Below are 23,142 nucleotides of genomic sequence, written 5' to 3'. Positions count from 1 at the left end.
GGGAGTATTGTTTACTGGTTTTGGACTCAGCATTCTTTATTATGGAAAAGTTTGTGCAAGGTTTCACAGCTTCAGACGCAGTCCTAATTGTAGCCGCTAGATGTTGATCCGAGGGTCGAGCGGTTTTCTGGCATGCTAAGCTGCATTACCGGTTCTATGCGTGCTGGACACGTATTCTTTTATATTTTATACCCTATTATTACGGAGGTGGCTTTATGAGCATTATAATTAGCAATCCCGATCAAAGGATGGCGGAAATCGCCGAGAAGGTAAAGCATGGGGAGCGCCTTTCCCTGGAGGACGGCGTGTTTCTGTACCAATCCGACGATTTGCTGACGATTGGCCAATTAGCCAACGAAGTGAACTTGAGAAAAAACGGCAAAAAAGTCTATTTCATAGACAATATGAGCCTGTACTTCACCAATGTCTGTGAGGCGCACTGTGCGTTCTGTCATTTCCGCCGCGATGAGGGTGAAGAAGGAGCCTACACGCTGACCCCTGAGGAAATGTTCGAATACATCGACCAGCACATTCATCCGGGAATGCGCGAATTCCATATTGCGCAAGGACATAACCCTCATCTTCCTTTTGAGTATTACGTCAATTGTATCCGCGCGTTGAAGGAACGTTATCCGGACGTTACTATCAAGGCTCATACGGCAGCGGAAATTGAGTTTTTTTCCCGCATCAGTGGGTTAACCTATAAAGAGGTTCTTCAAACGCTGATGGATGCTGGTCTGGCAACTCTTACCGGCGGCGGCGCAGAAATCTTGTCCGAACGTTACCGTAAAAAAATGGGTGTAGGAAAAGCAACTACCGATCAATGGCTGCAGGTACAGCGGGACGCTCATTCCCTCGGCCTGAAAACCCATGCAACGATGCTGTACGGCTCGATCGAAACGTTGGAAGAGCGGATTCAGCATATGATATTGCTGCGTGAATTGCAGGACGATACGAACGGATTTATGGTCTTCATTCCGAATTCCGTACAGCCCGCCAATGTCAACGCAGGGATCAAGCGCCGCGTAGCCGCTTTTGACGATTTGAAGACGATCGCCATCAGCCGGCTGATGGTTGATAATATTCCTCATATTAAAGCTTACTTTATCAATTTGGGCACCCAGCTGGCGCAAATCGCACTTTCATTCGGGGCTTCCGATGTTCACGGCACGATTGTAAAGGAAAGAATCAGCCATGCTGCAGGCGCATTGTCTCCGGAAGGTTTGACACGCGACGAGCTGGTTTGGCTTGTTAAAGGGGCCGGACGTATTCCGGTCGAACGCGATACCTTTTATAACGAAATCAAAGTATACGAATAATCAGCTGTTCATCAAGTTCATGTAATGATGTGTCTATATTGTAAAAATTGGATTTCGCCTCATGTGGTGAAATAGCAGCAAGGATGTTCCTCATAGAAAGGGTTAACTCAATGAAGAAAATGGTTATATTAGGCGGCGGATACGGCGGAATGACCGTAGCTAACGAGCTGCTGGAAAAAGATTTGCCTACGGATACGGTGTTGGTAATGGTTGACCGCATGCCTTACCAAGGCCTGAAAACCGAATATTACGCTCTTGCAGCCGGAACGGTGTCCGACGTCGATATTCGTGTTCAATTCCCTGTAGATCCGCGTCTTATACTGAAGTTCGGTGAAGTGACCGGCGTGGATCTGGAAAGAAAGCTGATTCTGTTCGAAAATGACGAACCGCTTTCGTACGACTGGCTTGTCATCGGACTAGGCTGTGTTGACAAGTACCATAACCTTGAAGGCGCAGAGCAGTATTCACACAGCATTCAAACGTTATCCTCCACCCGCAAAACGTTCCAAACCGTCAATGATATCGCACCTTATGGTCAGGTGACTATCGTCGGCGGAGGACTCAGCGGCGTAGAGATCGCAGCCGAGCTGCGCGAGAGCCGGGCGGATCTGAATATCCGCGTATTGGATAGAGGCGCTAGCGTATTGTCCGCCTTCCCGGGCAAGCTTCAAACCTTCGTCCGCGAATGGATGCTTGAGCATGATATCGAGATGAGATCCCACATCTGCCTTACCCGTCTGGAGGGCGGCATTCTGCATAACCAGCAGGAGCTCATCTATACCGATGCAACGATCTGGACAGCAGGCATTCAGCCGAGCCCAATCGTTCGCCAGCTTCAGCTTCCTAAGGACAGCCAGGGCAGACTGGTTATTAACCAATACCATCAGCTCCCGGATTATCCTGAAGTGTACGTGATCGGCGACTGTGCGTCCCTGCCGTTTAGTCCTAGCGCGCAAGCCGCTCAAGGACAAGGCCGTCAAGTTGCGGAAGTGATGCGGGCCGTATGGAAAAACGAAACCCCTCGGCTTGGTAAAATCAAGCTCAAAGGGGTTTTGGGATCGCTCGGCAAAAAATCCGGCTTTGCGTTATTGGGCAAACGTCCTGTGACGGGCATGGTGCCGCGGGCTATCAAGAGCGGTGTGCTCTGGATGTCCAAACGGCATTTCGGTTAAGCTTCATCACCAAAGAGATCGAGCATGGCTTCGATCTCTTTTATTTTATTCATGATCAGCGCTTCGAGCTCGTCCACATCCGGCGCCGCTACAATCTCCCCGTTGACGAGCGCATAGGGAAACAAATAGCATTCTCCGCAATTGCCGAGGCAGCCATATTCAATGACATCGTATTCGGGATTCGCTTCAAGCTTCTTCATAAGCTCTTCGGTACCGTGGTGCATATTATTGGTACAAAATTCTATGATAGGTCTCATTCCTGTGTCAGCCACCTTGTTAACCATTTTATTTTTGATACTATTGTAATATAATATGTTTAGAAAGGAGTGAATCAAATGAGTGAAAATGCACAAAGCACCATGTACGATGAAGTACTGGAGGTTTTAGATAAGCTTCGTCCGTTCCTGCAGCGCGACGGCGGTGACGTTGAGCTTGTTGATGTCGAGGACGGCATCGTGAAATTGAAGTTGATGGGTGCTTGCGGCAGCTGCCCAAGCTCGACCATTACACTGAAAGCCGGTATTGAACGCGCCCTTCTTGAAGAAGTGGAAGGCGTCCAAGAAGTCGTTCAAGTGTTCTAATTCCATCTTCTTGCTGTAACAGCAAAAGACCCTATGCGTCCATCCTGTATCAGGATCGTTCGACGCGTAGGGTCTTTCCCTTTTTTCTCCGGTTCGCAAGATTCCTGTCTATGACATTCTCTGAGAGCCGATCATCGCCCGAATAGGATCCAATCCGCCTGACACATCCATGATATTCCCTGTAATAAAATCAGAGCGCTCCTCGCATAAAAAGCCGATAACTCTCGCCACATCCTCGCCTGCTCCAGGACGCCCCCGCGGAGATTCCTCATCCTGCTCGTGCTCTACTTCCTGAATCCTCTTCTCTTTATTCGCACCGCGAATATCGCCCGGACAAATCATATTCACCGTGATTCCATGCGGAGCCTCTTCTACGGCCAAGGTTTTGGTAAAGGAGACGAGCCCGACCTTGGCAGCGGCGTACACTGCCCGATGAGGCCAGCCTCTGGCTTCAGCGGCATGTCCAAAGCCGAAATGAATGATTCTCCCCCAACGCCTTCGCCTCATATATGGAAGCACCAGATGATCCAATTGCATGACGCCTAGCAGATTGCCCTGCATCAAATATTCGATTTCCTCGGGCTCATAATCGGCGAACAGACGGCGTTCCCGGACAAACGGGCCCGCATTATTGATCAAGATATCGATACCGCCTAGCTCATCGACTGTGTGATGAACAAGCTTCTTCATTTGGTCCTGGCGTGTGATATCGCCCTGAAGCGCAAGACACCGGACCCCCATGCTCTGTATGCGTTCTCTCAGCTCTACAGCTTCTTTATCGCTTTGAACGTAATTAATAACCATATCGCAGCCCGACTCTGCCAGCAGCAAGGCTGCCATCTTACCCAGGCCTTTGGCGCTCCCGGTTATGAATGCAACTTTTCGCTGTTCGTCCATGAACGTCCTCCTCATATGTTTCTTGGCTTCTCAAAAATGCTCATATTCAAAGGTTTGGACGGACCCTTTTGTACATTCTATTCAAAGTATAGAGGAACCATGCCTGGCTTTCAAGCCTTAGACCGGTCATGAGGATATCGGCCGGAAGACTCTGTCAGCTTGGTAATATAGGCAAAAATTAAACGGACGGCGTGATACGTCATCTCGCAGCCGGAAGCAAGATCCTGCATATGCTCCCGGATATTCTCCGTTCGGATCCTCTGCTCGCTGCCGTCGTTAGTCTCGGACACTCTCAACAGATCGTCCAGCAAATCCGCATTGATCGTATGGATCTCCAGATTCCGCTCGATTCGAAGCCGTTCAACGGGCTCTTCGTACTGTTCTTTCAGCCGGAATAGCTGTTCCTCCAGCTCCGTATACAGACCGTTCGTATGCATATTGCGAAGCACGGTGAAATAAGAGAAGCGAGCCTTGATCTCCTCGGTTCTGAGCCGGAACCGTTCATTCATGAATTGACCTAATTTGTCCAGGATGGCAAAAAGACGAATGATCGCATTTTTATAAAAATAAAGATGCCGATGGTAGTCGTCAAGCTCATTGTCGTCCATTTCATCAAGATAAGCCGAACGCACCCTCTCGCCGTACCTGGCGGCAGCGTATTGGCTCTGCTCCAGCTCATCGAGCGATCGGACAAAGCTGCCGCACCATACATAATACCGCCGCTCCTGTGGGTTGCGTTCCTGTACCGGAATGTCGCGAATCAGCTCTATGTAGCCGTGAATCGCTTGATTAGCCTTAAGCAGCTCGCCCTCGTCCTTGCGGCGGGGTTCATTGAACAGCATTCTTAGCATTGCGGATAGCCTCCTTGCTGTGCTGGCAGGACATCGATACTTTCAGCCTGAGACGTATTCCTGGCCCGCCATGAAAGCAAATAATTGTAAGTATGCCCAAACCAGCGGATGGTTACTAATGCTGCCAGTAAAATCCCCCCACTAAGCGAGGCACTGCTTAGCGGGAGGCTCCCGCAAATGTTCCAACGCATAAAAGGTATGCCGCGGCTTCAGCGCAGCATACCTAAGCTTCCTTGCTTTAAACCTTATTAAAGTACTCTTTCCAGCGGCTGTCCACAAGCTTCACGATATCTTCACGCGGAATCAGCTCATCAGGGTAGCCCGGCTTCATCCGGGCATCGATAACGAGAGGCAGCTCGTAAGCCAGATGATGACCTTTGACATGGGTTCGTGCATAAATATCGCTGGCTGGATTAAAACGTGTAAATACCGTCCACAGGAAGGCGGTTTGATTAGCGGTGGCCTGATCGGCATCATCCACGAGAATAACCATAGGCCATTCCTTCAGCCGATCGCCGGATCTCTCTACCAGCCTTTGCGCCAGCTCCGGCTCACGGGAATACTCCGCTCCCGATACGACGAGGCAGCCCCGGCAGTATACGGACAGCTTGTCGATCTCCGGAATCTCCCCGCCGTCATAGACTGCCGGAAGGCTGCGGATCGGCTCGCCGACGCCCAGCATGATCGCTTTGCTTCCATGGTTCAGACGTCCGCCGGTATAATCAAGCGTATCATGAGAGGTGTTGTTAAAAATGAATAAATCGCGGTAAGGATCGAACCGCTCAAGCACCGCTTCCAATAACGGCGTAAAATGCTCCAGCGAGATCGGCTGGTCCGTCAGCATGAGGAACTTGGTTAATGTCAGCTGCCCCTGCCCCAGAATGGCAAAGCCGGTGGTCAAAGCCTCACGGCTGTAGCTTTCCCGCACGACCGCGGCAGCAAGAGAATGGAAGCCGCTCTCGGCGTAGGTCCACAGCTCCTTGACCCCAGGCATGACCATCGGGAATGCCGGCGATAGTAGACGCTGGAGAAACTCGCCCAGATAGTAGTCCTCTTGTCTAGGCTTGCCGACAATGGTTGCCGGATAAATGGCATCCTTACGGTGCCATACATGGTCAATATTGAACACAGGGAAGTCATGTGTTAACGAGTAATAGCCGAAGTGGTCGCCGAACGGCCCTTCTGGCCTGCGGACATGCGGCGGTACGGAGCCGCAGAAGGCGAACTCGGCCTCGGCTACGAGCCTGTGGCCCCCATGCGGGTTTTCCGCCATGGGGAGCTTTTGTCCGATGATGAGCGAAGTCAGCATCAGCTCGGGCAAATGCTCAGGCACAGGCGCAATCGCAGAGGCAATAAGCGCAGGCGGGCCGCCTAGGAACACGGTGACGGGCAGCGCGACTCCGCGCTGCTCAGCCTCGTAGTGATGGAAGCCCCCGCCTTTATGAATTTGCCAGTGCATCCCTGTCGTCCGGTCATCATAAACCTGCATGCGGTACATGCCGAGGTTATGATGTCCGTTAGTGGGATGCTCGGTATAAACCAGCGGCAGCGTGAAGAACGGGCCGCCATCCTCCTGCCAGCAGGTCAGAACGGGCAGACCGGCAAGCGGCGCATCCTTGCGAAGCTGCTGCATAACCGGCGCGGCCGAAGAAGGGACGGTTTTGGTCCCTACCTTCATCAAATCCATGATCAGGCCGCGCTCATTCCATAACGCTTTGGGCGTCGGAGGCATCAACGTGTCAGTCGCGTTAATGATTTGCTTCATAAACTGCTCCGGCTTCGGACCGAACGCCATATCCACTCTTCGGCTCGTCCCGAACAGATTCGTTACGACGGGAAAGGAGCTCCCCTTAACATTCGTAAACAATAGGGCAGGACCTTCCTCATCAATAACTCTCCGATGAATTTCGGCCAGCTCCAGATTCGGATCGACCGGCGCGCTGATCTCGACCAGCTGCTTGTCCTGGCGCAGCGCTTCCACAAATGCACGTAAGTTCGTGTAAACCATTCGTCACCTTCTCCTTTTATCCTAACGTTATGTATAGCGAGTCCAGTTCCACTATGTTTTCGCGGCCACCGCAAGGTGCCTGTCTCGCCTGATTTCCTATGCAATAATAAAGGCTTACGCAGCTCATAAGAAAGCTCCGTAAGCCCGTCATTAGCGGATTCCTTTCCTGCCCTGCAGGGTTAGAACACATAAATAACATAAGATTCCGAACAAACAAGAAATAAGAATCGTATGCAGCATACTGGCAAGCAAATACCAGTCATACCCCATAGACAAAGTTACATAGCCTCCGCTCAATATTTGCAGCAAAACGAAGATCAAAGCCCATTTCCCCGCTTGAACCACATTGCCCTTGTCCCCCATTTGTTTCTTCACGGTGAAGTAGAACCAAAGCAGAAGGAGCAGTAGCAAAACCGCGCCCAAACGGTGAATAAACACGATTAGCGTAGCACCGGACAGCTCAGGGATAACTTGTCCGTTGCATAACGGCCAGCCTATGCAGCCGCCTGCAGAGTTCGTATGTCTGACGAAAGCTCCCAGATAAACAACCCCATAACAATAAATCGTGATAATCCATATGGCCCATTTGATTCCCGGACTTAGAGATTGCTTGGTTTCCGACAGCATCGACCCGAATCGGGTGTAGACCAGAGCAAGCAAAAGAGTTAATGCGAAGGCGACCAGCGAGATACCGAAGTGCAGTGCAAGAGTTGCTGATGATTGGGGCCACATTACAGCCATAGCGCCTAAAATCGCCTGAAGAACGGTAAAGACCATCGCCAAGCTGACGAACCATTTCGCATCTTTCCTTGTGCTATACCGAAGGACCAGGATTAAAGTAACAAGTAAAATCATACCCACAATGCCTGTCACGAAACGGTGACTGTATTCAATGATGGATTCGATGGTATAAGCAGGAATGAATTTGCCGTTGCATAACGGCCAATCATCTCCGCAGCCGCGGCCCGATTCCGTTTTGGTTACCAGAGCGCCCATAATCAGAATCAAGAGCATTCCATACATACTGGCAAAGGATGACCATTTTAACCATTTCTGCCTATTCATGTGATGAACTCACCTACTTTTTTAAGTCTCGACATGATGAGTCAAGTCAATCGCTCATGTTTCATTATAGCCATAAAACTAAAGCAAATCCATGCGGAATTGTTACAAACCCTTGAAACAAGACAGCCGGTTTTCATAGCATTCCCGGTAAACCCAGACGGGCCGCGCGATGGGCAATAGTGACATTTTGATGGCAATGGGATAACGATGCTCTCCCTATAATACAGGGCCGCTTTTGCCCCATTTATTCTTCCTCGAATGCAACGGTACATTACCTTTTAAAACAAACAGCCGCCCTATTGCCAGATTCCTCTGAGCAACGGGCGGCTGATGATGATGCCTGATTATTTTTTCAAAGCCTCTGAAACCTCTATTGCACGATCCAGGAATTGTTCGATCTCGTCTCTAGTTTTACGCAATTTGCTGACGAAACGGACCAGCTCCTGCCCTTCGCGGAATGCAATGAAGCTTGGAATGCCGAGAATGTTCAGCTTCTCGCAAAGATCCGGCACCTCATCCCGGTCCAGCTCGATAAAATCTAACCGGTCTTTATAGGCTTCTACCACTTCTGGCATAAACGGTTCAATAAAGTGGCAGTCTTTGCACCAGGTTGCTTTAAAAACAGCAATAGTCGGCTTTGCACCCTCTATTTTTTGTTGAAAAACTTGCTCGGAATGGACTTTTTCCATAGATATACACCACCTTCGAGTTGTCTTACAACACGTTATAGCATGCCTCAACCCTTGTGTCAATGCACTCGGCTCTTATGGTAATTTGCGGTACTTTACAATTATTAGAAAAAGTGATATCATAAAAATATCAAAAAGATATTTAATTGATAACAAATTCTAGCTTACGAAGGAGTGCAGACCATGAAAGAAAAAAAAGCGTGGGTTCTCAACGGATTTCTCGGAGTACTATTGATCTTGATCTTTGTCGCCGCAGGCTTGCTGTTACTGATTAACGTCAATGAAATTGTCGGCGTTGTTGCTATCGTTATTGGCGCTCTTCTTGCGAGTGGACTTACGGTCGTTCAACCGAATGAAGGCTATATCGTTACCTTTTTCGGCAGCTATGTAGGAACGATCCGCGAAAGCGGAATCTGGCTGACCGTACCCTTGTCCTTACGCAAGAAAGTATCGCTCCGCGTTCGCAACTTCAACAGCGCGAAATTAAAAGTGAATGATATTGAAGGAAATCCGATTGAGATCGCCGCGGTTGTCGTATTCAGAGTCGTTGATTCGGCTAAAGCTACGTTCGATGTGGATCGCTATGAGCAATTTGTTGAAATCCAGAGCGAAACCGCCTTGCGTCATGTCGCTAACAAATATCCTTACGATGTATTTGAAAGCACCGGATATTCGCTTCGCGGTAATTCGGAGGAAATTGCGGAAGAGCTCAGCAAAGAGCTCCAGGAGCGGTTGTCCGTTGCAGGGGTTGAGGTGCTCGAAGCCCGTCTGACTCACCTGGCCTACTCTACGGAAATTGCAAGCGCCATGCTGCAGCGCCAGCAGGCAACCGCGATCATCTCAGCACGCTCTAAAATCGTGGAAGGCGCGGTGGGTATGGTACAGCTAGCTATTGCCCAGCTGCAGAAGGAAGGCGTCATTGAGCTCGACGAGGAGCGGAAAGCCGCTATGATCAATAATTTGCTGGTAGCCATCGTATCCGATCGTTCCGCTAATCCTGTTATTAACACCGGAAGTCTCTATTAAGCCTTAGCCCTATGGCACCCAAGAAAAACTTTGCCCTTAGACTAGACCCTAAGCTGTATCAGATTCTTGAACGATGGGCCGAGGATGAATTTCGCAGCGTGAACGGGCATATCGAATTTTTGCTCCGCGAAGCAGCCTCACGTGCGGGACGCCTTCCCGGCCCGCGGCCTCCCGGTATTCCTCTGGAATCAACGGATTCGGAAGAAGACAACTAAGGGCATTCAGCATGAATATAAAAAAGCCTGATCCGGCGGAATCAGGCTTTTTTTGTGCTTGCCGCTGACGTAGAAGTGTCAGCTATCAATTACCCGAGGAAGTAACCTTACAAAGTGGATGGGCTTCGAAGACTGCTGCAGGTGCTTTGCGAGAAGCCCCGGAATGCACAGATTTTGTTACGAAAAAAAGAGAAGGTCGTCTTTCAACGGCCTTCTCTTCGAGAATAAGAATTGATGATTCCATTATGAACGGGAAATACTAATCGCGAGTGATCGTTACCATTTTCAGGTCAGGATTCCATTCCACCTTGGCACCCATGCTCTCTGCAATGAAGCGAACCGGTACGAATGTCGTCCCGTTAGTAAGCTCAGCCTCTGTCTCCAACGCTTTGATCGTTCCGTTGACGGAAGCCTGCTTGCTGCCGACGTTCAGCTTGATGACGGCGCCGCTTACCGGATCGGTAATGGTAACCTGCTTCGTAGCCGCATCCCATGCTACATCCGAATCGAGCTGTTCAACAACAAAACGTACAGGCACCATCGTCACATCATGGCTAATGTAAGGCTTGGAGGACTCATCATAATAGCTGTCGTCCATAAACAGGTTAATTTCTTTTTTGGTAATGCGCAAATCGTATTTAAGCAATTGGTACAGCTGAGATTTCGAATCCAGCGCCGCAAGGATCTTGCCCGGCTTGCTAAGCGAGTTCATCTCCAGCAGACCGCCGCTGGTATTGATGGTATCTGCCGTAACCGGCTTGTTAATATTCCAGACATCTGTGCTCGATGTAATTTTGATTCCGCTGACCGGTTGATCTGCGCTCTCAGGGAATGTGATATGAATTTCCATCGCCGATTTGCGAGGCATAAGGTCGCTGTCTACATACAGATCGTAAGTGGCATACTGCTTATCGCTCAATAGTACCTTCAGGTCTTCTCCGCCTGCCGAGCTGAGCGCCGATTGTACGGATTGATCATAATTATCGACAACCTCTTTCAGCTTCGTTTGCAGGAAGGTGAAAGCAAATTCGACCGCCAAGGTTTTGTTGTTCAAGTAAGGGGCGATCATCTCATCCATCGGGCTGCCGCCTTGAGCCTTGCTTTCTTTGATGGCCTGCTGTGCAATCGGAAGCATCAGATCGTACAATTGACCGAGAATGTCCTTCATTCCCTTTTCGTCCTTCAACAGGTTCGTTAAGAAGCCTTTGACCAGATCAACGAGCTCGCCGCCTTTAATCTCAGCATGAATCCGTTTGAGGTTCAAGCCTTCATTATTGACATATTCCTTGGCATCCATAATCGTAATGTTCTTCGGATTAGGCAGGTTGCCGCTAATATACCCCGCGAAGACTGGAGTCAATTCAGCCGATTTTTTGTACAGCTGCTTTATTTGCTCCTTCATTTCCTGGGACAGCACATCCTGTGCTTGCTCCATGGCTGCTACGCTGTTATGTAGAACGATCGGTTTGTTCGCGCCTTCCACCGTCAGGTAGTAGTCTTGATCTGACAATACCATCAGGAATGGAATTTTTCCTTTGTTATATTCAAATGCCCCTTTAATCGATACGTGCGTAGTATCCTGCTGCTTCATATCGGTAATGCTCAGCTTCACCTTGCTGAACAAATCCATCATCCGCTGCTGCTCATCCGTCAATTTGGCTGATGCGTTCGGTATGAGCTCCAGGGTCATCGTCTGAGTGCCTTGAGAAGACTTGACGCTTACAGAATTTTGCATCACCTTGTTCAGATCGACTCCGCTTACGGACTGACAGCCTGCCAGAACCACCAGCATGACGACCAGCAGCATAGGCAGCCATCGGTTCCATCTTTTGTTTTTCATGCCGTACCTCCATTTATAAAAAATAAGTGCGCTAAGTTAAGCATAAGTATATACGCACGAAGTGGAAAAATGATTCGTTTTCCCACATATATCTAATTCGACAGCAGGAAGCGAATTCCTTTTTTAACGCTGGAAATAAAGGCAGAAGGCTGCTTGCAGGGAGGCCGGAAACAATGATGAAGCGTGGAAAATACAGATGGAACAGCTGGGATTTATTCAGCAAGCTGGCTGATGCGCCGCAGGAAATTGTCCAGTGGACAAAAGGAAAGGCCTCCTCCTTCCTGTACGAAACCGCCCAGCTCGATCAAATCGGCGGGATCAGCCTGTCGAAGGAAGCGGTGGATGGGCTTCGGTCGCGGCTTAACGCCGCACCCCCTCTGACTCCATCGCCTAAACAGCACCACCATGCGGCGCTGATCGACCGAATCCGTTCAACGACCGCCTGGCATAACCGCAATAATGTAACTCGCACCCATGCCTACCTGCATATGTACCGGAAGCATCCGGAGCTGCACTGGGCCCTGCTGGCCCATCTGGTCTCACGCAACGGAGGCTGGAGCATGACCGATTTGAAGGGAGAGCTCCTCCCCCACCTGCTGGACGAATCCCAACGGGAGCACCTGTTTGCGTTCCTGGAGCGTGCCAATGCGCTTATTTTTCATGACGCTTATCCGCAGCTTCTGCTTTACGAAGCCAGCCTCAACGCAGGCAAGCCGCTGTTTCAGTATCTTCGCCTACTTCATGTCTCGGACTTTATGCAGCCGGTATGGGAGCAGTTCTGGGAGGAGCGGAATTCCGCTCTTCTCACGATGGGGCTTATCATCAACGAGCAGAGCTATATTGAGCAGCGTGTCGTACAGCATCCTGTATACCGCAAAACGGTGCTGGATACGATATGGTTCCAGGCCCAGTCGCTGCTTCAGCTGAATCAGGTCGTGATTCCTTATAACGAAGCCGACAAGGTACGTTTGGCGGGCCTTATTCTGGAGAATTTCGGAAGCTTGAAGGAGAGGATCGAGGTAGGAAAGAAGCTGTATGCGGTGCTGTTCGGGATCCCGGTCGTAAAAAAAGGTGCGCGAACCTTTGCATTGGATACTCAGCATACCGGATCGCGTGCCGATTACTGGCCTCATTTGTTCGCCCCGATTCGCCAATCGCCGCCTGTGCCCAAAGGTCAGTTGAAGGAGTGGCTGGACGGCTGCCGCCTTCGTCCCGGCGCTTCCCCCCTGTACAGTCCGCGTTTGACCGATGCTTGGCGGGACCGTCCCTTCTCCCCGGCTGAGGAAGGGGACTGGTACGCTCCTTCCGAATTGGAGGCCGTTCTGGCCTATCTGACCCCGGAAGAGCCTCCGTTCGCCTTCGAAATGACTCACGAATACTGCTTCAGCTTGAACAAAATAGAGCTTGCCGTGCTGGCGGGAGATTTGCTGCATTAATTAGTTGGAGCGGCTCCAGGTTTGGTAGGCATCGACCTCCTGCACGGCAGGATTGATGTTGTAACGGTAGTAGGAAGCGGAATATTCATATGGCTGCGATTGTTCAGGACGACGGTCTTGATCTATGACCAGCCTGATTTCCCATATGTGGTCGTTCCAGTGAACCTTGCGAGCAATCTCATCCATATGATCCAGCGTGGAGAATGCCTTGACCTTCTCGAGAATCGAGTCCAGCAGCTGCTCATCCGGATCGGTGGACACATTGACTCTGCAAGTAAGCTCAGGACGTGTGAACGAGCAGCGCACTGATGATACCTGCGGGGACAGCTCCCGCAGCTCCTTGCTTAATGCTGTAACGGAGGCTGTCTTCACCGGAAAGGTCTGACTGCATGCCGTGAGCAGCACGATCATCCAGATAAAACTATATTGCAGCAGCCTTGTTCTCATCCGGGCTCTCCTTTCCATTCTATCCATAAAGAGCCGCCCCGGCATCCAAGCTTCCCTGGTGTAGAGAGCAGGCGACGCCGTGGTTATGCCGCTTTATTATCAGCTTATTTCGTAGACAAGCCAGCTGGAACGATGACCGCCCATTTTGCTATAAAAGGACTGCGCGGCCAGATTATCCTGAGCCGTCTCCCAGGTCATACAGGCAAATCCGTTTGATCGGACGTGCCGGAGACAGGTCTGGAACAGCTCCTCGCCCGTCCCTAAGCCCCGCTCGCCGGCTGTAACGAACAGATCATTCATAATAGCCGCGGGCTTCAGCTGCAGCGTGCTGTAGGTAAAATACAGCGTTGCAAACCCGGTCAGCCTTCCTTCCCGCTCGGCTACGAACTGGACCCCCGAAGCAGGATTCTCCTGCAGGCGGTTAATAAATTGGCGCAGCGCTTGCTCGTCGGGTCGAGGGCTTTCGTAAAAATCGATGTACTGGTTCATCAAAGTCATCAGCTGATCCACGTCTCTCTGTTCAGCCTGCCGTATCGTTCTGTTGGTCATCGTATTCATGTCTCCCCTGCCATCCCATGTTTGTTTCCTTATCTTATCATGATTAGGATGGGCTGAACATACCAGCTACTCCAGCCTGCGGCGCAATATACGGTAGCCTAGCGGCTCCAATTCCAGATGCATCATCCCGTCTTCGGGACGCACCTCTTCCCCCGTCAGCGCATCGGACCAGTCCGCAGTATCCATCGGATGCGAGAGCACTGTCGTCTCCTCCGTATTATTCATCCAGACGGTAAAATGCTCCCCTCCTCCCAGACGTTCATAAATAATCCTGGAGTCACCCCGATCCGCCTTCAGGAACCGGAAGCTCCCTTTGACAAGCGCCTCCCGCTTGCGGCGCAGGCCGATCAGAAGCTTGTAGAAATCATACAGCTCCCGGTCCTGCTTGTCCGGGTCCCATTCCATACACTTGCGGCAGTCCGGATCGTCCTTGCCGGTAAGACCGATTTCGTCTCCGTAGAAGATACACGGCGTCCCCATGTAGGTCAGCAAAAATACAATGCACAGCTTCAATCTCCGCTTATCGCCCCCAACCCGGGTCAGCGCCCTCGGCGTATCATGGCTGCACAGCATGTTAAAGACAACCTCGTTCGTCTGCTGCGGGTACCGCATCAGCAAGCCGCCCATACGGTTCGCGAAGGTTAAGCCGTCTATAGACGATGCCGAGAAAAATTCCAGCAGCTTATTAGAGAACGGATAATTCATCACGGAGTCGAATTGATCACCCATCAGCCATTTTAAAGAATCGCTCCATACTTCCCCGACTATGTAAGCTTCCGGATTGGCAGCTTTCACCACCTTGCGGAAATCTCTCCAGAAGTGATGGTCTACCTCGTTAGCCACATCGAGACGCCAGCCGTCGACGCCTACTTCTTTCGTCCAATATTCCGCAACATCCAGCAAATAATGCTTCACCTTCGGATTGGCCGTATTCAGCTTGGGCATGCTGCCGAAAAATCCGAATGTATCGTAGGACGGTATACCGTCCTTACATTCAAGGGGAAAGCTGTTGACGTGGAACCAATCGGCATACTCCGACTGCTCTCCATACTTCAATACGTCTTGAAATGGAGGGAATTGCTCGCCGCAATGATTGAACACGGCGTCCAGAATGATTCGAATATCCCTGGCGTGACATGCATCCACCAGCTTGCGGAGCAGCTCATTGCTGCCGAACGACGGGTCGACCTTTTTATAATTGGTCGTATCGTACTTATGGTTCGACGGCGCTTCAAAGACTGGAGTGAGATAGATCGCATTGATGCCGAGATCGGTGAGGTAATCCAGCTTGTCGATAATCCCCTGCAGATCGCCCCCGAACCGATTGTCGCCTGTCGGCTGCTCCCCCCATGGAGAGACTCCCTCAGGGTCATTGGAAGGATCCCCGTTCGCAAACCGGTCGGGAAAGATTTGATAAAACACAGCCGATTTGGCCCATTCCGGGACCGAATTCGTATCAATCGGATGGATATATGGAAAGTCATAATAATCGCCGGTAGGCGCCGGCCTATCATGCTGAATGCCGTTTTCCGTCATCCATACGGTTTCGGAGCCCGCTCTCAGCCGAAAGCAGTAGCTCACCCGCCGGTAGGGCGGCACCACGGAGACCTCCCAATAATCGAACATCCCGTCCGCTGCCATTTTGACGAGCGAATACTCGGCATAGGTACGGTCCCAATCATATTTATCTCCTGTTTCCGCCACCACTTCTTCCACATCATCCCGCTTCGTTCTAAGTCGAAGATGAAGCGTTTCGTTATCGTACGCATAAGCCCAGTTGCTTTGGGCCGCATGGTATAAGCACTCTAACAGCATCAGGATCGCCTCCATCCGTTATCTGGGTTCTAACACTCATTAACCCGCCGGAATCCCGGCTAAACAAAGGCTCCTGAAAACGCCAAAAAACCTCCCGTGCTTCGCCCTGCTTGAAGGCTTGAAGAAAAGGAGGCTTCTGCAATCTTATTTGATCTTTTGATAAACTTTTTCCTCGGAGCTTACGGTATCATAACAGGCTTCAAAGCCGCTGAACCTGATCGTCTCGCGTTCACCAAGAACTAGCATGCCGAACCGGGACAGACTTTCGTAGAATAGACGGTGTACCCGCTTCTGCAGGTTCCGGTTGAAATAGATCATCACATTCCGGCAAAAAATCACGTGAAACTCGTTAAAGGATTGATCGGTCACGAGATTATGCTTGGCGAACAGGACGTGCTTTAAGAGAGAGCTGTTAAACGTCACCTTATCTTGAGCATCAACCGTATAATAATCCGAGAACGAGCCTTTGCCGCCGGAGGCGATATAATTGTGCGTGTACTGCTGCATGCTGCTGAGCAGCACCTTGCCGGACTGCGCCTGCTCCAGCGCTACCTGATCGATATCGGTCGCATAGAGGCGGGCCTTCTCATACAGTCCTTCCTCCCGCAGCAGGATGGCCATGGACAGCACTTCTTCTCCGGTCGAGCAGCCGGCATGCCATATCCGAATAGAGGGATACGTATGGAGAAAAGGCACGACTTTATTGCGAAAATAAAGAAACAAGGAGGGCGTTCGAAACATTTCGGTCACATTGATCGTCAAGCTGCGCAGCAAGGGCTCGATCATCTTCGGATCGTGCAGCACCCGCTCCAATAGGGCCGTAATCGAAGGCAGCCCTTGCTGCTTCACGAAATGAGTAATGCGCCGGCAAATGGAATCATAGGCATAATCCCGAAAATCATTGCCGTACAGGCGGTATATGCCCTCAAGCAGCAGCTCGATCTCGATCCTCTGCCTCTCATCATCCACAGGCTCCTCCGACGACGGGAGATGGCCCTTGTAATCCGACAACGTCTTCACCCCTCCTTACTTATATAACCACACCTTCAGCATCGAAAGCAGCTTGTCTGTATTAATAGGCTTGCATATATAATCGGAAGCTCCGGCTTCTATGCATTTTTGCCTGTCCTCCTTCATGGCCTTGGCCGTGAGGGCGATGACCGGCAGCTGCTCGTGCCTCGGATTGCTGCGGATACGCTTCATGGCTTCGTAGCCGTCCATCTCCGGCATCATGATGTCCATCAGCACCAGATCGATGTCCGGGTTTTGCTCCAGCAGATTCAGCGCTTCCCGCCCGTTCTCGGCATAGGTTATCTTCAGCTTATGCTCCTCCAAGACATTGCTGAGCGCGAATACGTTGCGAATATCGTCCTCCACCAGCATAATATGCTTGCCGGCGAACACATCCTCCGCATTGTTGAGCTTATGCAGAAGCTTTCTTCGTTCCTCTGGAAGCTGGGATTCCACCCTGTGCAGGTATAGCGCCGTTTCCGCATAGAGCCGCTCCTGCGACTTTACATTTTTGACAATAATGCTCTCCGCATATTTGCGCAGCTCTCTCTCCTGCTTCATATCCAAATCTCTGCCGGTAAAAATAATAATCGGCAGCGTGCGCAGCCGGTCTATATGGCGAATCCGGTCCAGCAGCTCGAAGCCGGACATGTCGGCCAGCTCCAGATCGAGCACCATGCAGTCAAAATGCCCGGCATGAAGCTCACGCAGCGCCTCTTCCCCATAGCCTACGGCCGTAATGGCTACATCGTCATGGGCAATCAGCTCGACCAGGCCGTCGCGAAGCGGCACGTTGTCCTCAACGATAAGCAAGCGCTTCGGAACCCGGTTCAATTGCTCTTCCATATGGTTGAAGGCCTGCTCCAGCATGTCCTTGCTGACCGGCTTTTTCATATAGGCCATCGCCCCGGATACCAGGCTTTGCTGCGGCTCGTCCACTACGGACAGCACATGAACCGGAATATGGCGGGTTTCCGGATTTTGCTTAAGGAGGTCCAGAACGGTCCAGCCGTCCATGACCGGCAGATGAATATCGAGCATAATCATATGCGGCTTATATTTGTTGGCCAGCGCCAAGCCTTTGTCGCCCTGTGTTGCGACCAAGCCCTTAAAGCCGCGGGATCGGGCCATATCCAGGATACATTTGGCGAACGGAACATCATCCTCGATGATCAGCATGACCTTATCGCCAGTCTCGATGGCCTCCCTGTCATCCTCTACCTCACCCGGCAGGAGAAGCCCCGGATCCGACAATGCCACTTGAGGGATGACGATATCGCTAATATGGGGAACCGCAGGTCTAGCCGGCTCTGAAGCCGCTGTTTCCACCGCAGCTGCAGCTTCCCTCATCGATTCATTCAAGGATGGCGCGCCATCCAGCTCCATCTTCGCCGGAATGTAGAGCGTAAACGTGCTGCCCTGCCCGCTTTCGCTTTCGACGCGGATATCTCCGCCGAGCAGCTGCGCGAGCTCACGGCTGATGGTAAGACCGAGTCCGGTCCCGCCGAATTTACGGCTTGTCGTCCCGTCTACCTGTTGAAACGCTTCGAAGATCAGCTCCTGCTTGTCCTTAGGAATCCCTATCCCGCTGTCTGTAACCGCGAATGCAACGGCCTTCTGGCCGACAATTCCCGGAGCCTCGGTGAAGGCAAATTCCGACGGGTAAATGCGAAGGGAAACCTCGCCCTGCGGTGTAAACTTGAAGGCGTTCGACAAGAAGTTTTTCAAAATCTGCATGAGCCGGTGACTGTCCGTATAGAAGTAAGGCGGAACCTGGAAATCTGTCTCGACCCGGAATCGCAGCCCCTTCTTCATGGCAAGAGGCTGAAAATTACGGTGAAGCATGCCCGCTATATCTTCGACTACCGTCAGGTCGACATTCAGCTCGAGCTTCCCGGCTTCTACCTTGGACAAGTCGAGAATTTCATCAATCAAGCGCAGCAGGTCGCTTCCGGATGCATGAATCGTATGCGCAAATTCCACCTGCTTGTCGCTCAAATTGCCTTCCTTGTTTTCCGCAAGGAACTGGGACAGAATCAGCATGCTGTTCAGCGGAGTTCGCAGCTCGTGCGACATGTTAGCCAAAAATTCGGACTTGTATTTGGACATCGTCGTCAATTCCTCCGTCCGCTTCTGCAAGGCTTCCTTCTGCCGTTCGATCTCCATGTTGACCTCTTCGGAGAAACGGACCTGCGCCTCCAGCTGGGAGGTGCGTTTGGACAATTCCACATTGACCTTCTCCAGCTCATCCTGCTGCCGCTGCAGACGTTCTTCGGATCGCTTCAATGATTCGTTGGAAGCCTTCATCTCCTCCTGCTGACTCAGCAGCTCCTCCGATTGAGCTTGCAGCTCCTCGGACTGCGTCTGCAGCTCCTCTGCAAACGTCTGGGATTCTAGTAATAAGCGGGCAATTTCCATCCGCCCCAGCACGCTGTTGACCACCGTTCCGAAGGAGGCGCGCACCTGCTCCAGCAGCTCCAGATGAAGCTCGCTGAACGGCTCGAAGGAGGCCAGCTCAAATACGGTCTCAACCCGGCCTTCATAAGCTACCGGCGTAACCAGCAAGCTTCTCGGAGCGGCACCGCCAAGTCCGGACGTAATCTGAATATAGGATTCCGGAATATCCTGCAGCAGCAGAATCCGGTTCTCGACCGCTGCCTGTCCCACAAGTCCTTCACCCATCGGGATGACAGACTTTCCTGCCGACGAGCCGACCCCTGCGTAGGAAGCCATCCGAACGAACTGCTGCTGTCCGTCCTGCCCTCTGCGAATATAAAATGACCCGTGCGAAGCGTTCGTAACGACTGCCAGCTTGGTCATGAACGATCGTGCCAGCTCCTCGATGTGATTAATGCCCTGACTCATTTCCGCGATTTCGGCAATGCTTGATTTCAGCCAGTCCTGCTTTTGAACGTTATCGAGCAGCAAGTTGGTCGCTTCCGCAAGCTCGCGGATTTCATCTCTTGTCCGGACTTCGATCCGGGCGCCCAAATTTTTATCCGAGGAAGCAATTTGCCTGATGGCTGTAACCACCTGCCGAATCGTTCGGACGACAGAGTGGGAAATCATCCACGTTCCAACAATCGAGAGAAGGAGTGCCAGCGCCATCAGAATATACAATTCGTATTGCAGCTCCCGGTTTTTGGACTCCAGGTCGGCGACACGCTCATCCGTCAGCTGCTTCTCCACACTGCGGAAATGCTCCCATTGAGAGCGCATCTGGTCCATATATCTCTTGCCTTTATCGTCCCTGTAATACCGGAGGATCTCCTCCATATTGTTATCCTTGCGCAGCGGTATCAGCCTGTCACCGGAGGCTGCCATCCATGCTTCAATGTTGCTCTTGATGGCTTCCAGATTTTTTTGCTGCGCCGGGTTGTCCGAGATCCGTTCGTACAGCTGGCTGTAGCCCTGCTGCCAATTCCTTTTGCCATCGTTGTATGGCTCCAGGTAGCTGCTGTCCCCCGTAATGACGTATCCCCTTTGCCCGGTTTCCATATCCAGTACATTTTTCTCGATTTGATTCGCCAGATTATGGACTTCAATATCATGGTCGGCTATAAAATGAATTTCTTTTTGCAAATCATCAATCCGGTTTATGAGGAAAAAAATCGAAGCGGCCATACACAAAAAAATTAAAACATAGCCTAAGGCGATTTTAGAACTGATGTTCCATTTTCTGTTCTTCAGCATACAACTAACCCCTTAAAAAAGATGCGAATGATTGCCATTCTAATCAGTATAGCATATTTCAAAGCATAGCCGGGAACCTCTGGAAAGGCATTATAAGCCTTCAAGGACATTGCATCCAACATAACACCGCACAGCGGGGCTTAAGCTTTGAAGCTGATTCAGGTACCTTGCCGGGAGCCCCCAGACGGCAAAAAAAACCGCCGGTACCCAGTCTTCTCAGCTTGTCCCGGCGGTTATTCTTATGATGTAATTCAAGACGGGCACGCTGCTAGCGTGCAATCTTCTAAGATTCAATTATCCATGCTGCTTGGCCTTTTGAAGAAGTCCGGGAGCAACACGCCCGACCAGCTTCTGAAGCGGCCGCGGCATATGCTGCAGATCCGACAAGCCGACGGTTCGGGTCGCAAATAGCAATAGAGGATAAGCTCCCCCTACTATGGCGCAAATAATGATGGTTTGAATACAGGCGTTCCACCGCGGATTTCCGAATGGAACTACATAGCTCTGCGTCAGCCAATCCAGACCGATTCCGACTACGACCATGACAGCCGTCGTCACGCTCAATCCGGCCCAGCGCTTGGCTCCCAGCACCCGGAAGTTCACTTCCTTACGAAGAACACGCAAGTTGAGCCATGTCATGATGACAAAGCATAGACAGGTCGCGGCTATGATACCGTAGATGCCCAAGGACGGCGCCAGAACGAAGCTAGCAATCAGCTTCACCGCGATGCCCGCAACCACGTGCAGCATCAGCGCGCGCATCTTGCCCATGCCCATGAGCACGGCACCGGAGGTTTGCATCACGATCTGGAAAATGGCGCTGACGGTCAGCACAATGATGATAGGAGCCGCATAGGTTTCAACGATTGCGGAGTCCTTTGGAATGCCGAATATAAAGGCATTGATCGGTGCCGCCGCCAAGCAGATGACAAGCACCATAGGAAGACCGCTCAAGATAGACAGCTGCAGCACTTTCCCTGTCTGATCGGATACCTGGTTCATATCCTTTTGCGAATAAGCCGACGAAATGATAGGTACGACCGATTGACTGAGGGCAACGGCCAGGATGATCGGAATACCGGCCAACGACTGCGCCCTGCCGACCAGAATCCCGAGAATTTCCCGCGCGCTCTCCTCTCCCACCTGGTCTTTGAGCAGGAGGGTCACTATCGAGGAATCGATCGTGTAAATGAGTGTCACCGTCATCGAAAAGATAACGATAGGAATCGAAAGCTTGAACATTTGGCTGTAAATCGTCTTGAAGGAAAGCGTGCTGCGCGTAACGCCTTCCTTGGCTTGATCCGCAGCCGCCGTCGCAGCCACCCGCTCAGCGGCATCGCTTCGGCGGAGGCGCAGGGCGTAGTAGACCATGACAGCCGCTGCCGCGACGCTGCCGATCACTCCGCCGAACGAAGCTCCGGCCACCGCCCACTCCACGCTGTGACCAAGCAAAATATAAGCCAGCACGACCGAGGTGATGACGCGGAATATCTGCTCGATAATTTGCGAGAGCCCGTTAGGCATCATCATCCTGCGGCCTTGAAAATACCCTCTCATAATCGCTATCAGCGGGAACAAGAGCAGTGCCGGGGCCAGAGCCTGAATAGGGAGCAGCGCCTGCGGGTTAATAATGCTTTCAGCATAATAAGGCGCAATAATATACAGGAATAAGGTCATAATGACGCCTGCGGCCGCTGCAAACCACAATGCGGCACGGTATACACGGTTCGCTTCCGCATGCAGTCCTAGCGCCGTACGCTCCGAGATCATTTTGCTAAGCGCGCTCGGAATCCCGGCCGTCGCGACAACAAGAAGCATCGAGTACAGGTTAAAAGCGATTCCGTAAGCCGCCATCCCGATATCGCCCAGCAGTAAAATCAGCGGAATCCTCTGCACCACGCCCAAGGCGCGGGCGACCAGCGCCGCTAATGTCAATATCAACGTACCTTTAACTAGCGAATCCTTTGCCAAAACCTTCCCTCTTCCCAAAAAAACTGATTGCTAATAATTCAAAACCCAAATGATGAACACGATGATCATTATCAGCTGCAGGATTACTTTGACGACCAGGCCGGAGAAGAAGCCGACCAAAGCTCCGATACTTGCCCTGATTGCTTGCTTCCATTCGGTCCCTACAATCATCTCCCCGATAAATGCACCCAGGAAAGGACCGATAATCAGGCCAGCTACCGGAATGACAAAAGGGCCGAGCAGCAGCCCGACCGTACTGCCGATAACAGACGCTCTCGTGCCACCGAACTTCTTGACCCCCAGTGCGCTGACCAAATAATCGGCCACCATCAGCACGATGACAATCGTAGTCTGGATAAGCCAGAACCAAAAACCAAACGGACCGAAGTCCACCATCCATCCGTAGATGAAAAATGCCGCATAAATCGCCAGTGCCCCCGGGAGCACCGGATAAACGGCACCGGCCATCCCGACGGCAAACAACGCAATGACAATAATCCAGGCTGCTATAACCATGGCCGACACCTCTCGATATCCCCCTTAGTTCA

At 51.4% G+C, this 23,142-nt stretch carries 20 protein-coding genes; 6 read left to right on the top strand and 14 right to left on the bottom strand.

Annotated elements, in window-relative coordinates:
• The first annotated feature begins 215 nt into the window (after positions 1-215).
• Together mqnE and ABEA66_RS04120 are read left to right on the top strand one after the other, a co-directional pair.
• Positions 216-1,319 carry an aminofutalosine synthase MqnE gene (mqnE, locus tag ABEA66_RS04125; RefSeq protein ID WP_079909682.1) on the top strand — a complete coding sequence of 368 codons (1,104 nt, stop codon included), beginning with the start codon at positions 216-218 and terminating at the stop codon, positions 1,317-1,319.
• A 110-nt stretch (positions 1,320-1,429) separates the two neighbouring features.
• Entirely contained in the window at positions 1,430-2,491 is a 1,062-nt protein-coding gene (locus ABEA66_RS04120; RefSeq protein WP_079909681.1) for an NAD(P)/FAD-dependent oxidoreductase, read from the top strand.
• On the opposite strand, the gene ABEA66_RS04115 is transcribed toward ABEA66_RS04120, so the two are convergent.
• Positions 2,488-2,748 carry a YuzB family protein gene (locus ABEA66_RS04115; RefSeq protein ID WP_079909680.1) on the bottom strand — a complete coding sequence of 87 codons (261 nt, stop codon included), beginning with the start codon at positions 2,746-2,748 and terminating at the stop codon, positions 2,488-2,490. The genes ABEA66_RS04120 and ABEA66_RS04115 overlap by 4 nt on opposite strands.
• 78 nt (positions 2,749-2,826) lie before the next feature.
• Here ABEA66_RS04115 and ABEA66_RS04110 point away from each other — a divergent pair, with 78 nt between their 5' ends.
• Positions 2,827-3,072: a NifU family protein gene (locus ABEA66_RS04110; RefSeq protein ID WP_028547362.1), complete on the top strand. Its 246-nt coding sequence runs from the start codon at positions 2,827-2,829 to the stop codon at positions 3,070-3,072.
• A 108-nt stretch (positions 3,073-3,180) separates the two neighbouring features.
• On the opposite strand, the gene ABEA66_RS04105 is transcribed toward ABEA66_RS04110, so the two are convergent.
• The 5 genes from ABEA66_RS04105 to ABEA66_RS04085 all read right to left on the bottom strand — a co-directional run bounded on the left by ABEA66_RS04105 (position 3,181) and on the right by ABEA66_RS04085 (position 8,582).
• Positions 3,181-3,969, bottom strand: coding sequence for an SDR family oxidoreductase (locus ABEA66_RS04105; protein ID WP_079909679.1), 789 nt, complete (start codon positions 3,967-3,969; stop codon positions 3,181-3,183).
• A 110-nt stretch (positions 3,970-4,079) separates the two neighbouring features.
• Positions 4,080-4,820, bottom strand: a complete 741-nt coding sequence (locus ABEA66_RS04100) for a Cthe_2314 family HEPN domain-containing protein (protein ID WP_345586273.1) — start codon at positions 4,818-4,820, stop codon at positions 4,080-4,082.
• 238 nt (positions 4,821-5,058) lie between these two features.
• On the bottom strand, positions 5,059-6,828 hold the full coding sequence (locus ABEA66_RS04095) for a UbiD family decarboxylase (RefSeq protein WP_345586271.1): 1,770 nt from the start codon (positions 6,826-6,828) through the stop codon (positions 5,059-5,061).
• Between the two features lie 150 nt (positions 6,829-6,978).
• On the bottom strand, positions 6,979-7,893 hold the full coding sequence (locus ABEA66_RS04090; RefSeq protein WP_079909676.1) for a COX15/CtaA family protein: 915 nt from the start codon (positions 7,891-7,893) through the stop codon (positions 6,979-6,981).
• A 344-nt stretch (positions 7,894-8,237) separates the two neighbouring features.
• Positions 8,238-8,582, bottom strand: a complete 345-nt coding sequence (locus ABEA66_RS04085) for a thioredoxin family protein (RefSeq protein ID WP_079909675.1) — start codon at positions 8,580-8,582, stop codon at positions 8,238-8,240.
• A gap of 183 nt (positions 8,583-8,765) precedes the next feature.
• Between ABEA66_RS04085 and ABEA66_RS04080 the strand changes: the two genes are divergently transcribed.
• Positions 8,766-9,608, top strand: coding sequence for an SPFH domain-containing protein (locus ABEA66_RS04080; RefSeq protein ID WP_079909674.1), 843 nt, complete (start codon positions 8,766-8,768; stop codon positions 9,606-9,608).
• Positions 9,609-9,619: 11 nt separating this feature from the next.
• Positions 9,620-9,823: a type II toxin-antitoxin system antitoxin gene (locus ABEA66_RS04075; protein WP_079909673.1), complete on the top strand. Its 204-nt coding sequence runs from the start codon at positions 9,620-9,622 to the stop codon at positions 9,821-9,823.
• A gap of 259 nt (positions 9,824-10,082) precedes the next feature.
• On the opposite strand, the gene ABEA66_RS04070 is transcribed toward ABEA66_RS04075, so the two are convergent.
• Positions 10,083-11,663, bottom strand: a complete 1,581-nt coding sequence (locus ABEA66_RS04070; RefSeq protein ID WP_256865283.1) for a copper amine oxidase N-terminal domain-containing protein — start codon at positions 11,661-11,663, stop codon at positions 10,083-10,085.
• 173 nt (positions 11,664-11,836) lie between these two features.
• Between ABEA66_RS04070 and ABEA66_RS04065 the strand changes: the two genes are divergently transcribed.
• Complete coding sequence (locus ABEA66_RS04065) at positions 11,837-13,099, top strand: DUF2515 domain-containing protein (protein WP_256865282.1); 1,263 nt, start codon at positions 11,837-11,839, stop codon at positions 13,097-13,099.
• Here ABEA66_RS04065 and ABEA66_RS04060 read toward each other — a convergent pair whose 3' ends face one another.
• The 7 genes from ABEA66_RS04060 to ABEA66_RS04030 all read right to left on the bottom strand — a co-directional run bounded on the left by ABEA66_RS04060 (position 13,100) and on the right by ABEA66_RS04030 (position 23,110).
• Positions 13,100-13,546, bottom strand: coding sequence for a hypothetical protein (locus ABEA66_RS04060; protein ID WP_079909672.1), 447 nt, complete (start codon positions 13,544-13,546; stop codon positions 13,100-13,102).
• Between the two features lie 99 nt (positions 13,547-13,645).
• Positions 13,646-14,095: a GNAT family N-acetyltransferase gene (locus ABEA66_RS04055; RefSeq protein ID WP_079909671.1), complete on the bottom strand. Its 450-nt coding sequence runs from the start codon at positions 14,093-14,095 to the stop codon at positions 13,646-13,648.
• Between the two features lie 75 nt (positions 14,096-14,170).
• Positions 14,171-15,919: an alpha-glycosidase gene (locus tag ABEA66_RS04050; protein ID WP_345586258.1), complete on the bottom strand. Its 1,749-nt coding sequence runs from the start codon at positions 15,917-15,919 to the stop codon at positions 14,171-14,173.
• A 144-nt stretch (positions 15,920-16,063) separates the two neighbouring features.
• Positions 16,064-16,930, bottom strand: coding sequence for a CheR family methyltransferase (locus ABEA66_RS04045; protein WP_345586256.1), 867 nt, complete (start codon positions 16,928-16,930; stop codon positions 16,064-16,066).
• Positions 16,931-16,945: 15 nt separating this feature from the next.
• Positions 16,946-20,623 carry a response regulator gene (locus ABEA66_RS04040; protein WP_345586254.1) on the bottom strand — a complete coding sequence of 1,226 codons (3,678 nt, stop codon included), beginning with the start codon at positions 20,621-20,623 and terminating at the stop codon, positions 16,946-16,948.
• 294 nt (positions 20,624-20,917) lie between these two features.
• The gene (locus ABEA66_RS04035; RefSeq protein WP_345586252.1) at positions 20,918-22,594 is read right to left on the bottom strand and encodes a putative polysaccharide biosynthesis protein; all 1,677 of its coding nucleotides are present in this window, start codon (positions 22,592-22,594) and stop codon (positions 20,918-20,920) included.
• Positions 22,595-22,624: 30 nt separating this feature from the next.
• The gene (locus ABEA66_RS04030) at positions 22,625-23,110 is read right to left on the bottom strand and encodes a DUF456 domain-containing protein (protein ID WP_079910140.1); all 486 of its coding nucleotides are present in this window, start codon (positions 23,108-23,110) and stop codon (positions 22,625-22,627) included.
• Between the last annotated feature and the right edge of the window lie 32 nt (positions 23,111-23,142).

Source organism: Paenibacillus vulneris, from assembly GCF_039543185.1.
In the GTDB taxonomy this organism is placed as follows: Bacteria; Bacillota; Bacilli; order Paenibacillales; family NBRC-103111; genus Paenibacillus_S; species Paenibacillus_S vulneris.
The sequence above is the reverse complement of the archived record's forward strand: the minus strand, read 5'-3'. Positions and strand labels throughout refer to the sequence as shown.